13 protein-coding genes and 1 pseudogene are annotated in these 13,850 nt (G+C 70.1%); 6 read left to right on the top strand and 8 right to left on the bottom strand.

The annotated features are described in order from the left end of the window. Positions 1–35: 35 nt before the first annotated feature. From ACFWY9_RS18115 to ACFWY9_RS18095, 5 genes are all read right to left on the bottom strand, one after another. Positions 36–599 carry a DNA-3-methyladenine glycosylase I gene (locus ACFWY9_RS18115; RefSeq protein WP_378327946.1) on the bottom strand — a complete coding sequence of 188 codons (564 nt, stop codon included), beginning with the start codon at positions 597–599 and terminating at the stop codon, positions 36–38. Continuing rightward, positions 596–1,051 (bottom strand): SRPBCC family protein, encoded by a 456-nt coding sequence (locus tag ACFWY9_RS18110; protein ID WP_378327947.1) that lies wholly within the window; start codon positions 1,049–1,051, stop codon positions 596–598. The genes ACFWY9_RS18115 and ACFWY9_RS18110 overlap by 4 nt, the downstream gene beginning before the upstream one ends. After that, positions 1,048–1,383, bottom strand: coding sequence for a DivIVA domain-containing protein (locus tag ACFWY9_RS18105; RefSeq protein WP_378327948.1), 336 nt, complete (start codon positions 1,381–1,383; stop codon positions 1,048–1,050). The genes ACFWY9_RS18110 and ACFWY9_RS18105 overlap by 4 nt, the downstream gene beginning before the upstream one ends. Further along, complete coding sequence (locus ACFWY9_RS18100) at positions 1,380–2,069, bottom strand: permease prefix domain 1-containing protein (RefSeq protein WP_378327949.1); 690 nt, start codon at positions 2,067–2,069, stop codon at positions 1,380–1,382. Before ACFWY9_RS18100 ends, ACFWY9_RS18105 begins: the two co-directional genes overlap by 4 nt. A gap of 83 nt (positions 2,070–2,152) precedes the next feature. Continuing rightward, positions 2,153–2,482 carry a helix-turn-helix transcriptional regulator gene (locus ACFWY9_RS18095; RefSeq protein WP_378327950.1) on the bottom strand — a complete coding sequence of 110 codons (330 nt, stop codon included), beginning with the start codon at positions 2,480–2,482 and terminating at the stop codon, positions 2,153–2,155. Positions 2,483–2,622: 140 nt separating this feature from the next. On the opposite strand from ACFWY9_RS18095, the gene ACFWY9_RS18090 reads away from it, so the two are divergent. The 4 genes and pseudogenes from ACFWY9_RS18090 to cydC all read left to right on the top strand — a co-directional run. Next, positions 2,623–3,798 carry a cytochrome ubiquinol oxidase subunit I gene (locus ACFWY9_RS18090; protein ID WP_378339307.1) on the top strand — a complete coding sequence of 392 codons (1,176 nt, stop codon included), beginning with the start codon at positions 2,623–2,625 and terminating at the stop codon, positions 3,796–3,798. Between the two features lie 3 nt (positions 3,799–3,801). Then, entirely contained in the window at positions 3,802–4,797 is a 996-nt protein-coding gene (cydB, locus tag ACFWY9_RS18085) for a cytochrome d ubiquinol oxidase subunit II (RefSeq protein ID WP_378327952.1), read from the top strand. 8 nt (positions 4,798–4,805) lie between these two features. Beyond that, complete coding sequence (cydD, locus tag ACFWY9_RS18080; RefSeq protein WP_378339306.1) at positions 4,806–6,365, top strand: thiol reductant ABC exporter subunit CydD; 1,560 nt, start codon at positions 4,806–4,808, stop codon at positions 6,363–6,365. Then, positions 6,362–7,918, top strand: a pseudogene (gene cydC, locus ACFWY9_RS18075) (thiol reductant ABC exporter subunit CydC); the annotation flags it as partial. The gene cydD and the pseudogene cydC, both read left to right, overlap by 4 nt. A 36-nt stretch (positions 7,919–7,954) precedes the next feature. Here cydC and ACFWY9_RS18070 read toward each other — a convergent pair. Next, a complete protein-coding gene (locus ACFWY9_RS18070; RefSeq protein WP_378339305.1) occupies positions 7,955–8,851 on the bottom strand; it encodes a glucosyl-3-phosphoglycerate synthase in 897 nt (298 codons plus the stop codon). A gap of 50 nt (positions 8,852–8,901) precedes the next feature. Here ACFWY9_RS18070 and ACFWY9_RS18065 point away from each other — a divergent pair, with 50 nt between their 5' ends. Further along, positions 8,902–9,570: a lysophospholipid acyltransferase family protein gene (locus ACFWY9_RS18065; protein WP_378339304.1), complete on the top strand. Its 669-nt coding sequence runs from the start codon at positions 8,902–8,904 to the stop codon at positions 9,568–9,570. Positions 9,571–9,621: 51 nt separating this feature from the next. Here the strand turns inward: ACFWY9_RS18065 and ACFWY9_RS18060 are convergent, their stop codons facing one another. Beyond that, entirely contained in the window at positions 9,622–10,200 is a 579-nt protein-coding gene (locus ACFWY9_RS18060) for a TIGR00730 family Rossman fold protein (RefSeq protein ID WP_378327956.1), read from the bottom strand. Beyond that, positions 10,200–10,988, bottom strand: coding sequence for a TIGR00730 family Rossman fold protein (locus ACFWY9_RS18055; protein WP_378327957.1), 789 nt, complete (start codon positions 10,986–10,988; stop codon positions 10,200–10,202). The genes ACFWY9_RS18060 and ACFWY9_RS18055 overlap by 1 nt, the downstream gene beginning before the upstream one ends. A gap of 516 nt (positions 10,989–11,504) precedes the next feature. On the opposite strand from ACFWY9_RS18055, the gene ACFWY9_RS18050 reads away from it, so the two are divergent. Next, entirely contained in the window at positions 11,505–13,769 is a 2,265-nt protein-coding gene (locus ACFWY9_RS18050; RefSeq protein ID WP_378327958.1) for a M4 family metallopeptidase, read from the top strand. Positions 13,770–13,850: the final 81 nt, after the last annotated feature.

The following is a 13,850-nucleotide window of genomic DNA, read 5'->3' as shown; positions in this document are numbered from 1 at the left end:
GGCGTCAGACGCCCGTAAGGTGGCCTTACGGCACTTCAGCACGCACGGAAGCAGCCTTTGACGTGGTCGTCGACCATGCCGGTGGCCTGCATCAGCGCGTAGCAGGTCGTCGGGCCGAGGAAGGCGAAGCCGCGCTTCTTCAGCTCCTTCGCCATCGCCTTCGACTCCTCGGTGATGGCCGGGACGTCCGCCATCGTGCGTGGACGCCGGTGCTTCGTGGGCGCGAACGACCACAGCAGATCGTCCAACGGCCTATCGAGCGCGGCGATCGCCCGCGCGTTCGTGATCGCGGCCTGGATCTTGGCCCGGTTCCGCACGATCGACGCGTCCTGCATCAGCCGCTCGACGTCGTCATCGGTGAAGCGGGCCACCGCCGACGGCTTGAACCGCCTGAACGCCTTCCGGAACGCCTCCCGCTTGCGCAGGATCGTGATCCACGAAAGCCCCGACTGGAACGATTCGAGGCACAGCCGCTCGTACAGCGCGTCCTGCCCGCGCAACGGCACGCCCCACTCGGTGTCGTGGTACTCGGCGTAGTCCGGCGCCGAATTCCCCCACGAACACCGCGCGACGCCGTCGGTACCCACCAGCGAACTCATCGATCCCCCACCGAATAATCCTCCGCGAACCGCGCGAACCGGCGCAGCGACTGCTGCACCCCCAGCGCGAAAGCCGGGCGCACCACCGGCCAGCCGAGCCTGCCCACCAGCCCGAACGGCAGCCGCAGGTGCTCGGCCCAGACGAACGCCGAGCGGTTCGCGCCCTTCGCGACCACCTGGAACACGCCGGTGCCCTGCACCAGCGACCCCAGATGCCGCACCGAACACCGTACCGGCGGCTCCCAGCCGGTGATCTCCATGGTGTCGGTGAAGCCGATCCCGGCGATCCCGGTGAACGCCGCCAGCTTCGTCCCGACACTGCGGCCGTTGCCCTCGACGACCTTGACGCTCGTGCCCAGCATCCATTCGCCCTGGCGGGCCCAGTCGGTGAGCGCGAGCCAGGTGGTGCCCGCGGACGCGCCGACGTCGACCGACAGCACCAGGTCGGTCACTGAGCGCCCTCGTGCGGGGAAGACACCGCGGGCGCCGACTCCTCCCGCGCGGCCTCGAGCTGTGCCACCCGCGCCCGCAGCTCGTCCAGTTCGGTGCCGAGTCTGCGCATCACCCAGTCCACTTCGGACATCTTGTAGCCGCGCAGCACGAGCTGGAAGCGCACGTCCCCGACGTCGGCGCCGGTGATGTCCTCGGCGGGCAGCCGGGTCGGCGAGCTGCCGGGCGGCAGCGGCGCCAGCTCCTCACCCCGTCCGAACACGACGGCGGCGAGCAGGAACACCACGGCAGCCACCAGCAGCATGACTACGAGGTAGATCAGCGCGGTCGTCACGCCACGATCGTGGCACACCCACCCCAGGAACGTCGCGCGAGCACGACAAGACGCGCGCTCAGTGCCACCCAGGCCAGCATCAGCAACCCGCACGGCACGGTCAGGAACAGCCTGCCGGCGTCCACGATGCCGGTCGCGATGATCAGCAACGCGACCGAGAGCATGTTGAACTCGACGGCCACGACGATCAATCGCGCCGACATCCGCACGAGCCTGCTGCCGTCCATCTTCCGGGAATGCCACCGCATCCCGGCCAGCAGCCCGAGCCCGAGCACCGGCACGACGAACACCGCGCCGTGCGTGAAGTGGGCGACGAAGCCGTACCAGGACGGCGTCGGCGTATCCAGCTTCGTCCAGTCGCCGAACGTCAGAATGCGGGCCATGTCCCAGGCCAGCTGCATGAGCGGGACGCCGATGATGAGCTGCCACAGCGTGCGGATGCCCATCTGCATCCCGAGCTCGGCCTGGTACTCGCGGGCGACGACGCGGACAGGGCCGAACTCGGCGACGGCGCGATGCTCGGCCTCGGCGGCCTCCCAGCCACCGTCGCGGTAGGCCTCGGCGGCGTCGTGCAGCCCGTCGCGCGCCTCCGCCAGCAGATCCGCCTTCGCCGAAGCGGGCCCGGACAGCGTCCGGTCCAGCTCCGTGAGGTACCCCTCGATGCCCTGCGGGACATTGTGGCTCACGCCAGCCTCCGTGCCATGCGGGACACCCGCACCCGGTCGGCTGCCACCAGCAGCTTCGCGATTATGGCTCGTGCCAGCCTCCGTCACGCCCATGCGCCGCCTCCCAGCACTCCCCCGATGACCGTCGTGAACTCGTGCCATTCGGCACGTTCGGCGGCCAATGCCTGCTGCCCGGAGCGGGTGAGGCGGTAGGTGCGGCGCTTGCGGCCGGACACGACGTCCCACTCGCTGGCCAGATAGCCGGCCCGCTCCAGCCGCCGCAGCGCCGGGTACACGGTGCCGGTGGGCAGATCGAGCGCACCTTCGCTGCGCAGCTGGAGGGCCTCGATGATCGCGTACCCGTGCAGCTTCCGGCCGTCGAGCACGGCCAGCAGCAGTGCGTCGAGGTGACCTCGCAAGCTATCCGCCTTCATACCTAGGCAGTCTACTCATACCGACCCGGAGAGCGTATTCGCCGGACTTCCCCGGGACACCAGGGAAAATCCCCCATATCGACCCTGGATCATGCATTTGCCCGCTACATGTAGCCGCACTACGTATATAGTCCGGCGGCATGGACGCACTCCCGATCGCGAGACTCCAGTTCGCGACGACGACCTCCTTCCACTTCCTGTTCGTGCTGCTCACCTTGGGCCTGGTGACCCTGGTCGCACTGATGCAGACCTGGGCGAGCATCAGCGGCAAACCCGGGCTGCTGCGCATGACCCGGTTCTGGGGAAAGCTCTACGTGATCAACTACGCACTCGGTATCGCCACCGGGATCGTGATGGAATTCCAGTTCGGACTGACCTGGACCGGGCTTTCCCGGATCGCGGGAGACGTCTTCGGCGCGCCGCTCGCGATCGAAACGCTGGTCGCGTTCTTCGCCGAATCGACGTTCCTCGGGCTCTGGATCTTCGGCTGGGGACGGCTGCCGAAGTGGCTGCACCTGACGCTGATCTGGCTGGTCACGCTGACCGCGTACGCCTCGGCGTTGTTCATCATGGTGGCCAACTCGTTCCTGCAGAACCCCGTCGGCACCCGGGCGGAGAACGGCGTGCTGCGCTTGGCGGACTTCGGCGCGCTGCTGACGAACCCGGCACTCACCGCGTCGCTGCCGCACGTGCTCTCGGCGGCTTTGCTGACCGGCGGCTTCTTCGTCGTCGGCGTCAGCGCCTATCACTTCCGCAAGCGCACCACCGAAATCGAGTTCTTCCGCCGGTCGATGCGGATCGGCATGGTGGCCTCGTTCCTTGGCAGCCTGCTCACCATCGGCGCCGGATTCGGCCAGTTCCCCGGGCTGAAGAGCTACCAGCCGGACAAGCTGACCAGTGGCAACGCGGCGGTGGACGTGCCGCTCGGCTTCATGATCGATCTCGGGTTCATCGCGTTCCTCTGCTCGAGCCTCGGCCTCGTGCTGCTGTACCGCGACTGGTTCGCGAAGTCGCGGATCGTGCTGCGCCTGATGACGCACGGCATCATGCTTCCGTTCGTCGCCGCGATCCTCGGCTGGCTGGTCCGGGAGATCGGCCGCCAGCCGTGGCTGGTGTACGGGAAACTCCGCACCGCGGACGCCGTCGCCGGGATCCCCGCAGGCCAGATCCTGTTCTCCTTCATCGCCTTCACGCTCCTGTTCGCCGTGCTCGCGATCGCCGACTGGGTACTGATGTCCCGCGTCGCGCGCCGCGGTCCGGAGCAGGAAGAAGAAACCCCGGCGGCCTCGCTGCCGGCCGTCCTCAGTGGAGTGTGAGTCGTGGTGACCTTCTGGTGGTGTCTGTTCGGCCTGCTGACCTGCGGCTACTTCGCGCTGGCCGGATACGACTACGGCGTCGGCATGCTGCTGCCCGCGTTCGGCGGCGACGAGCCGCGACGACGCCGGGTACTGGGCGCGCTCGGACCGTTCTTCCTGGCCAACGAGGTGTGGCTGATCGCCGCCGTCGGCGTCCTGTTCGGCGCCTTCCCGCATCTGGAGGAGCGGCTGTTCTCCGGCGCGTACGTCCTCGTCGTGACGCTCCTCTTAGGACTGGTCACGTTCACCGCGTCGGTCCAGCTCCGCTCGCGGCGCCCGGACGCGCGGCGCGGGACGTGGACGTTCGGGATCGTCGCCGGCGCGGCGCTGACCGCGGTGTCCTGGGGCCTGTTCCTCGGCAACCTCGTCCGTGGGCTGCCGCTGGACGCCGAGGGCAGGCCGACCGGTGATCTGCTTGCCCTGTTCCACCCGTACGCGCTGGTGTGGGGCCTCGGTTTCGTCGCGCTGTTCTGCCTGCAGGGCGCGGTGTTCCTGACCGTGCGCGGCCCGGCCGAGCTGACCGGACGCGCACGGCGGCTCGCGACGGCGTTCCTCGCGCCCGTGCTGGCGTTCCTCGTCGTCGCGATCGCCTGGGGCGCCTTCGCGATCGACGGCACCTCGCGCTTCGCGTTCATCGCGCCGCTGATCGCGCTCGTGGCGTTCGCGGTCACGGCCGTGGCACTGCGATTCAAGCGCCATCGCCTGGCGTTGCTCGGCGCGATGGCACTGTCCGCGGCGCCCGCGATCGCCGTTGGCACGATCCGGCTCCCAGCCGCGCTGGTGTCCTCTGTGGACAAGGGATACGCGCTCTCCGTCGAGGCCGCGGCCACGGCACCGGAGACGTTCACGGTGCTCAGCTACGCCGGGCCGGCGGCGGTCGTCGTGCTGCTCGTCGTGCAGTGGCTGACCTGGCGAGCCCACCGCGACCCGGTCGACGACCGTTCGCTGCTGCACTTCTAGGAGACGACATGCCACCGCTGCCCGGCCTGCGCCGGTACCTGATCTCCTTGACCTGCCTCGGTTCGCTGACGGCGGCCGTGGTCCTCGTCCAGGCCGAGGGCCTGGCGACGCTGCTCACCGGCGGCGGCATCGGCGTCCCGCTCGTCATCGCGATCGCCGCGCGGGTGCTGCTCGTCGGCGGGCAGGGCATGTTCACCGGCCGGTTCACCGCGTCGGTCAAGGCCGGGCTGCGCCGTCGTCTGCTCGGCTCGGACGCCGAGCAGGCCGGCGCGGTCGCGACACGGATCACCAAGGGTGTCGACGCCACCGAGCCGTATCTGATCGGATACCTCCCGGCACTGGTGACATCGGTGCTCGTGCCGGTCGCGGTGCTCGTCCGGCTGTTCACGACCGACCTCGCCTCGGCGCTGATCGTGACCGTGACCGTGCCGCTCGTCCCGGTGTTCGCCGCGCTGATCGGCCTGCACACGAAGTCCCGCACCGAGCGGCAGTGGGACCTGCTTTCCCGGCTGGGCGGGCATTTCCTCGACGTCGTCCGCGGCCTCGGGACGCTGAAGGTGTTCGGCAGGGCCGGCGCGCAGGAACGGACCGTCCGGGAGATGGCCGGCGCGCACACCGACGCGACCCTGCGGACGCTGCGGGTGGCGTTCCTGTCCGCGCTCGTGCTCGAACTCGTCGCGACGCTGTCGGTCGCCCTGGTGGCAGTGCCGATCGGATTCCGGTTGCTGGAAGGCGGAATGACCGCGCACACGGCCATGCTGGTGCTGGTCCTCGCGCCCGAGGCGTATCTGCCGCTGCGGGCGGCCGGGGCGAAGTTCCACGCCGCCGCGGAAGGACTGGCCGCGCTGCGCGACACGCTCGCGGTGCCACTGCGCACGCCTCGGGCCGGAGCGCGGACGCGACGGCGCGGTGCGCCGGAGATCGTCCTCGAGCGCGTCAGTGTCCACTATGGAGATCACCGCGCACTGTCCGAAGTGGATCTCTCGGTATCTGCGGGCGAACACATCGCGGTGCTCGGACCGAGCGGTGCGGGGAAGAGCACGCTGCTGGCGGTGCTGCTCGGGTTCGTCACCCCGACGAGCGGGCGGGTCCTGATCGACGGCGTCGATCTGCGGGAGCTGGACCAGGAGGACTGGCTGGCCGACGTCGCCTGGGTCCCGCAGCGGCCGACGTTGTTCCGGGGCAGCGTCGAAGACAACATCGCGCTCGGCCGCCCGGCCGATGTCGCGGCGGCGGCCAAGGCGGCAGCGCTGGACCAGGTCGTCGCGGGGTTGCCCGAGGGCTACCGAACCCGGATCGGCGAGCTGGGCGAAGGGCTGTCGTCCGGGCAGCGACAGCGCATCGGGCTCGCCCGCGCGCTGGCACGGACCGAGACCGGACTGCTGCTGCTCGACGAGCCCACCGCCCGGCTCGACCACCGGACCGAGGCCGCGGTGCTGAGCGCGACCCGCCGGATGCTCGACGGCCGGACCGCCGTACTGGTCGCCCATCGGCCCGCCATGGCAGAACTCGCGACGCGCGTTGTCGAGGTGCGCGCGGGCAGGCTGCGCGCAAGGGAGCTGGCGTGAACGTCTTCACGATGTCCATAAAGGACAAACTGCGGCTCGCGCGCGCCGGACTCGTCGCGGCCGGCGCCGAACTCGCGGGACTGGGACTGATGGCAACCGCGGCGTGGCTGCTCCTGCGAGCCGCCGAGCGGCCGCCGCTGGAAGCACTGACCGTCGCGATCGTCACCGTCCGCGTGCTGGCACTGGCGCGCGGCGGGCTGCGCTACGCCGAACGCCTGACCGGGCACGAGGTCGTCCTGCGCTACCTGGCGGACGTACGCGCCCGCGTGTACCGGGCGCTGCTGCCGCATCGGAGCGCGCGGTTCTCCGGCGGGGACATGGTGACCCGGCTGGTGTCCGATGTGGACGCTTTGCAGGACGGGCTGCTGCGCTGCGTGCTGCCCGCGTCGGTCGCGGCGTTCGCCGGCCTGACCACCACGGTGGTGGTCGCGACCGCGAGCATCGGCGCGGCCCTCGCGCTGGCCGCCGGGCTGGCTGTGGCCGGGATTCTGCTGCCGTGGCTGACGATCCGGGTCACCGCGCGGGCCGCGGAGTCGGCCGCACCGGCGCGGGCGGAACTGGCCGAGCGCGCCGTCGAGGTGGTCACCGGACGTCGTGAACTGATCGCGAGCGGAGCGTATCGATCCACAGTGGACACCGCGCACGGCGTGATCGGCGCACTCGCCAGGCGGGACCGGAGCACCTCGGCGCGACTCGGGCTGCTGACCGCGCTCGGTGTCCTCGTCCAGTTGCTGACGACGTCGGCCGTGCTCGTTCTGTGTGACGGGGTTTCGCTGCCGTTCACCGCCGCGCTGACCTTGGGCACGCTGACGACGTTCGAGGTGGTCCTGCCGTTGATCGACGCCGCACGGCGCTGGCCGGAAGTACGGGCGTCTTCGGCGCGGGTGCGCGCGGTGCTCACCGAACCGGCGCCCCTGCCGGGCACCATGCCGCCGGGCGCCGGGCATTTCCGGCTTTCCGGCGCCGGGGTGCGGTATCCGGGCCGGGCGCCCGCGGTGTCCGGGATCGACCTCGACCTGCCGCCCGGCAAGCGGGTCGGCGTCCTGGGGCCGAGCGGGTCGGGGAAGACGACGCTGCTGCGGCTGCTGCTCGGCGCCGTCGAGCCGACCTCGGGGCGGGTCACCATGGACGGCCGCGCGCTGGACGGGTACGACCCCGTGCGGCTGCCGTCGGTCGTCTCGGGGGCGCTCGCCGACGCGCACGTGTTCCACGCGACCGTGCGGGAGAATCTGCTCCTGGCCAGGCCTGACGCCTTGGACGACGAACTGCGCGCGGCGTGCGACGTCGCCGGGTTCGACCTCGAACTGGACCGCTTGGTGGGCGCCGACGGCGACGCGTTGTCGGGCGGGCAACGTCAGCGGCTGGTGCTGGCGCGCGCCGTGCTGGCGGCGCCGCCGGTACTCGTGCTGGACGAACCGGTCGAAGGCCTCGACACCGCACACGGCGACGAAGTCCTCTCACGCGTGCTGGCCGCCGCTCCGGGCACCGTCGTCCTCGTGACCCACCGCCCCGAACACGTCGCGGGCTTCGACGAGGTCCTGCACCTCGACTCCGGCCGCGTGGTGCGCCGAGATGCCGTCAGGGCAAGGTCAGCGGCGGGCCAGGACGTCCCGCATCGGTGGGCGGCCGGTGAGCGCGACCTCGGTGACGTCGGGGAGCCACTCGTCGGCGACCTGCACGAACTGCGTGAACTCCGCCTCGCCCGGCGAGATCCCGCAGCGGTCGAGGGCCGTCCCGAGGATCTGCCGCGCCATCACGCCGAGTTGCAGCAACGACCGGTTCCGGTGCTTGCGGACACCGAGGTTGACCTGGGCGAGCCCGTCCATTCCGTACCGCGCCTCGGCGTCGAGCAGAAGCCCGATCTCGACGCCGTATCCCGCGGCGAAGGGCACGGACGCGAGGAACTCCCGTGAGCCCGCGTACTCGCCGCCGAGCGGCTGGATCAGGCCGGACAACGCCGGGCGCAGCGCCGAGAGCACCGGCCGCGCCAGCAGTTCGGTGACCCGGCCGCCGCCGGTGCTCTCCAGCCGCAGCGGTCGCCGGTAGAAGCCTTTCACCAGGTGGACGCCGGTTTCGACGAGCAGCGGACCGAGCAGCGCGGGCACGAATCCGGGGTCCGGATCGACCAGGTCCGAATCGAGGAACACGACGAAGTCTCCGCTCGTCGCGGCCAGCGAGCGCCACAGCACCTCGCCCTTGCCCGGCCGCGGCGGCAGCTCGGGCAGGACGTCTTCGCGGTGCACGACTCGCGCGCCCGCCGCGGCGGCGACGTCGGCGGTGGCGTCCGACGAGCCCGAGTCGACGACGATCAGCTCGTCCACGACCGTCCCGAGCAGCGGGCGGACGGAGTCGACGACGGCGCCGACGGTCTGTTCCTCGTCCAACGCCGGTAGCACGACCGAAACCGTCCGGTCACGCTTCGCGGCCAGGATGTCCTCAGGCGTCCAGGCCGGGTTCTGCCAGGTACGACGCTCGAACCAACTCACGAGTAACTATCGTGCCATGCTGGAGGCATCACCAGTCCTGTGGAGGAACCTTGCTGCCGCTGCTCGTCCGTTTCGTGCTGGGCCCGCTGGTCCGCGCGATCTACCGTCCCGAGATCCGCGGGGCGGGCAACATCCCGGCGACGGGGCCGGTGATCCTGGCCGCCAACCACCGGGCCGCGCTCGACACCGGGGTGATCACGTTCGCCTCGCCGCGGCAGGTCAAGTTCCTCGGCAAGGCGGAGTACTTCACCGGCAAGGGCCTCAAGGGCAGGCTGATGGCCGGGTTCCTCGGCGGCCTCGGCTACGTCCCGGTCGAACGCGGCAACGCGCAGGCCGGCCTCGCCGCGCTCGGCGCCGCCCGCAAGGTGCTCGACGCCGACGGCGTGTTCGCCATCTACCCCGAAGGCACCCGTTCGCTCGACGGCAAGCTGCACCGCGGGCACACCGGCGTCGCCGCGCTGGCGCTGGCCACCGGCGCGAAGGTCGTCCCGGTCGCGCTCAGCGGCACCGAAAACCTCCAGCCGAAGGGGAAGCGCATTCCGCGACTGACGAAGATCAGCGTCACCTTCGGCGAACCGCTGGACTTCTCGCGCTACGAGGGCCAGGACTCCTCGTCGGCGATCCGACGCTCGGTAACCGACGAGATCATGTACACGATTCTCGAGCTGTCGGGCCAGGAGTACGTCGACAAGTACCACAAACGCCCCGACGCCGCGTAGGGACTCGTGAGCGTTCCCGCCGGTTCTAACCGGCCGGAACGCTCACGAGTGCTACTCGGCCCACTTGGGTTTCGGGGGCGGTTCGTAGGCGGCGAAGCGGTCGAGGAGCACGGCCGGATCGGCGTCGATGGCGAGCAGGTCCCGGAAGCCCTCGCGCAGGAAGCCCTCGGTGACCATGTGGTCGGCGAAGCCGATCAGCGGCGCGTAGTAGCCCGCGACGTCGACCAGCCCGATCGGCTTCCCGTGCAGGCCCAGCTGCGCCCACGTCCAGACCTCGAACAGCTCCTCCAGCGTGCCGGCACCGCCCGGCAGCGCGAGGAAACCGTCGGACAGCTCGGCCATCTTCGCCTTGCGCTCGTGCATGTCCGCGACGACGTGCAGCTCGGTGAGCCCCTCGTGGGTGATCTCGACCTTGCGCAGCGCCTGCGGGATGACGCCGATCACCTCGCCGCCCGCGGCCATCGCCGCGTCCGCGACGACACCCATCGTGCCGACGCTCGCGCCGCCGTAGACCAGCCCGATGCCCCGCTGGGCGAGCAGCTTCCCGAGCGCGGCGGCGGCCTCCGCGTACACCGGGGAGCCGCCCATCGCGGAACCGCAGAACACGCACACCCGACGCAGCCCGGCCATCAGTGGGTGTCCTCCCATGCCTGGTAAGACTCCTGCACGACCCGCACGGCGTCGTCGATGTCGTCGGTGACGTGCAGCAGCTCGAGGTCCTTCTCGCCGATCTTGCCCTCGGCGAGCACGGTCTTGGCGATCCAGTCGTACAGCCCGCCCCAGTAGTCGCTGCCGAAGAGCACCACCGGGAACTTGGTGACCTTCTTGGTCTGCACCAGCGTCAGCGCCTCGAACAGCTCGTCGAGCGTGCCGAACCCGCCGGGCAGGCAGATGAAGGCCTGCGAATACTTGATGAACATCGTCTTGCGGGCGAAGAAGTAGCGGAAATTGACGCCCAGATCGACCCACGGGTTCAGGCCCTGCTCGAACGGCAGCTCGATGCCCAGCCCGACCGAGAACCCGCCGGCCTCGGCGGCGCCGCGGTTGACCGCCTCCATCGCGCCCGGCCCGCCGCCGGTGATCACCGCGAACCCGGCGTCGGCCAGCGCCCCGCCGATCTTGCGGCCCAGCTCGTACTCGGGGTGGTCGCGTTTCGTGCGTGCCGAGCCGAACACGGTCACCGCGCGCGGGACCTCGGCCAGCGCGCCGAAGCCCTCGACGAACTCGGCCTGGATGCGCAGCACCCGCCAGGGGTCGGTGTGCACCCAGTCGCTCGGCCCGCGCGCGTCGAGCAACCGCTGGTCGGTGGTGCCACCGGGCTGTTCACGGCGTTCGCGGCGCAGGACCACCGGGCCCTTGTGCCGCTCCGGCGGCCGTTCGGGGTACTGGCCGTCCGGGAATTCAGACTGTTCGCTCACCCCGACAAGACTACGGCGTCACGTCCAGTGAGAACGCGAGCGGCACCACGGCGGCCAGACCCGATGACCGGCTCGTGACCGGGCGCTGAACGCGATTAATCCGCCGGACACGTCCTCTGCGTCCACAATGGACAACCCGGCGGGAAGCCGGGGCGCGCAAGTTACCGTCCACCCGGGACGGCGTCAATATGTCCGGTTCACCGCGCCGATGGTCGAGACGATCGGCTTGTTTGCCGGAAAATCCTACGAAAGTCGGGTTTGACCTCGAAGAACGGCAAAACCCTTGGAATTCAAGGGTTTGCATACGTTGATGGTTCGCGTTCCCGCAGGTCGCTAGCCCATCCGGCGCATTGACGGTGCAGGTGACGAATTCTTTACTCGGGGTGTCCGAGCACGTTACCCGGTGGCGCACTCGGGCACCTCTCCATCCACCCCCGTGAATCCGTTGCCCGGTCGATGATTCCTGCGCTCCCAAGCCGTCCGGGCGAGATCTCCATGAAGGAGAAAGGGTTGTCCATGACAGTTCAGCGAGGGCTCAGAACAGGGTTGGCGGCCGCGGCCGGTCTAGCCCTGACGTTCGCGCTCCCGGTCCTCCCGGCCACCGCGGCTCCCGCCGCGCAGCCGTCGAGCCCGGAAGCCGCCGCGGTGAGCGCGGCCGACCGCGCCGCCGCGAGTGGCGTCGACCAGCTGCGCAAGGGCGCCGACGAGGCGTTCCAGCGGGTCGGCGTGACTTCCGGTGCGTCCGGGCTGTTCTACAGCGCCTACGAGCGGACCTACCGCGGCCTGCGGGTCGTCGGCGGGGACGCGGTAGTGGTCGCCGACGGCAACGGCCGGGTCCGCGGCACCAGCGCCGCGGAGAGCGCGCCGATCACCGTCGGCACGAAGGCGTCGCTCGACTCCGCGAAAGCCGCGTCGATCGCCAGCGCTCAACTGCCCACTGTGGACAGTGTAAGCGCTCCCAACCTCGTGGTACTGGCCGGAAACGCCCCGAAGCTCGCCTACGAAGTGGTGGTCGCGGGCAAGACCGCGACGGCGCCGAGCAACCTGCACGTGTTCGTGGACGCCGCGACCGGCGCCGTGCTGGACCAGCGCGACGACGTCAAGGCCGACGCACCCGTCGCGCCGCGCGCGGCCGCGCCGCAGCAGCCCGCGACGCAGCTGGGCGCGGGGAACAGCTACTACGTCGGCAACGTCACCATCGACACGACGGGCTCCGGCGGCAGCTACTCCATGCGCGACCCCAACCGCAACGGGATCAGCTGCGGTCGCGAGGGTGGTTCCGTCTTCACCAAGTCGAGCGACAACTGGGGCAACGGGTCGGGCACCGACCTGGAGACCGGGTGCGTCGACACGCTCTACTCCGTGCAGCAGGAGTGGAACATGCTGCGCGATTGGCTGGGCCGCAACGGTATCGACGGCAACGGGCGCGGCTTCCCGGCGTCGGTCGGCCTCAACCAGGTCAACGCCTACTGGAACGGCTCGTCGACCCACTTCGGGCACTCGCAGGACAACCGGCGCCAGGCCACCTCGATGGACGTCGTCGGCCACGAGTTCGGTCACGGCATCTTCCAGTTCACCCCCGGCGGCGCGGGTTCCGGCAACGAGAACGGCGGGCTCAACGAGTCCACCGGTGACATCTTCGGCGCGATCACCGAGCATTACGCCAACAACGCCAAGGACACCCCGGACTACGAGGTCGGCGAGGGCGTGAACCTGGTCGGGCAGGGCCCGATCCGCTACATGTACGACCCGTCGAAGGTCGGCGACCCGAACTGCTACTCCTCCTCGATCCCGAACACCGAGGTGCACGCCGCGGCCGGGCCGCAGAACCACTGGTTCTACCTGCTCGCCGAGGGCAGCAACCCCGGCGGTGGCAAGCCGTCCAGCCCGACCTGCAACAGCAGCTCGGTCACCGGCATCGGCATCCAGAAGGCGGCCAAGATCTTCTACAACGGCCTGTTGAAGAAGACCTCGTCGTGGAACCACAAGGCCGCCCGCAAGGCGACGCTGGAAGCCGCGGTCGCGCTGTACCCCGGCAGCTGCGCCGAGTACGACACGGTCAAGGCCGCGTGGAACGCCGTCAGCGTCGGCGCCGTTTCCGGTGAGCCGTCCTGCACCGGCAACCCCGGGCAGAACGACTACTCGCTCACGCTGAGCCCGTCGTCCGGCACCGTCCAAGCGGGACAGTCGGCGACCGTGAAGGTGAACACCGCCATCACCACGGGTTCGGCGCAGGCCATCACGTTGAGCGCGTCCGGCCTTCCGGCTGGCGCCACCGCGACGTTCAACCCGGCTTCGCTGCAGTCGGGCGGCTCGTCGACGCTGACGATCACCACCGCGGCGAACACCCCCAACGGCACCAGCCAGATCACCGTCGCCGCCAAGGGGGCGAACGCCGATCACAGCGCGCAGTACACGTTGACCGTCGGCACGTCCAGCGTCCGGACGTTCAGCAACACGACCGAGTACCCGATCAACGACTACGCCACGGTTTCGAGCCCGATCACCTCGACCGCGACCGACGCGGCCGCGTCCCCGGTGAAGGTGTCGATCACCGCGGCGCACACCTGCTCGGAGGACCTCCGGATCAGCCTGACCGGCCCGAGCGGGCGCAGCTACTCCCTGAAGAGCGAGAGCTCGGGCAGCTGCACTCCGTTCGGTACCAAGGACTTCTCGGTCCCGGTCACCTCGGAGAACGCCAGCGGCACGTGGACGCTCGTGATCTACGACGCCTACTACTACGACACCGGCAAGCTCACCAGCTGGACCATCACGGTCTAGCTCCGTAGAGGTCCGTGGGGGCCTTCCCAAGGGACCACAAGTCCCTTGGGAAGGCCCCCACGGACCGTCCCTCCCCGAAGG

This window comes from Amycolatopsis sp. NPDC059027, assembly GCF_042739735.1.
Classification (GTDB): Bacteria; Actinomycetota; Actinomycetes; order Mycobacteriales; family Pseudonocardiaceae; genus Amycolatopsis.
Note: the sequence above shows the minus strand (reverse complement) of the source record. Positions and strands in the feature narration are given on the sequence as shown.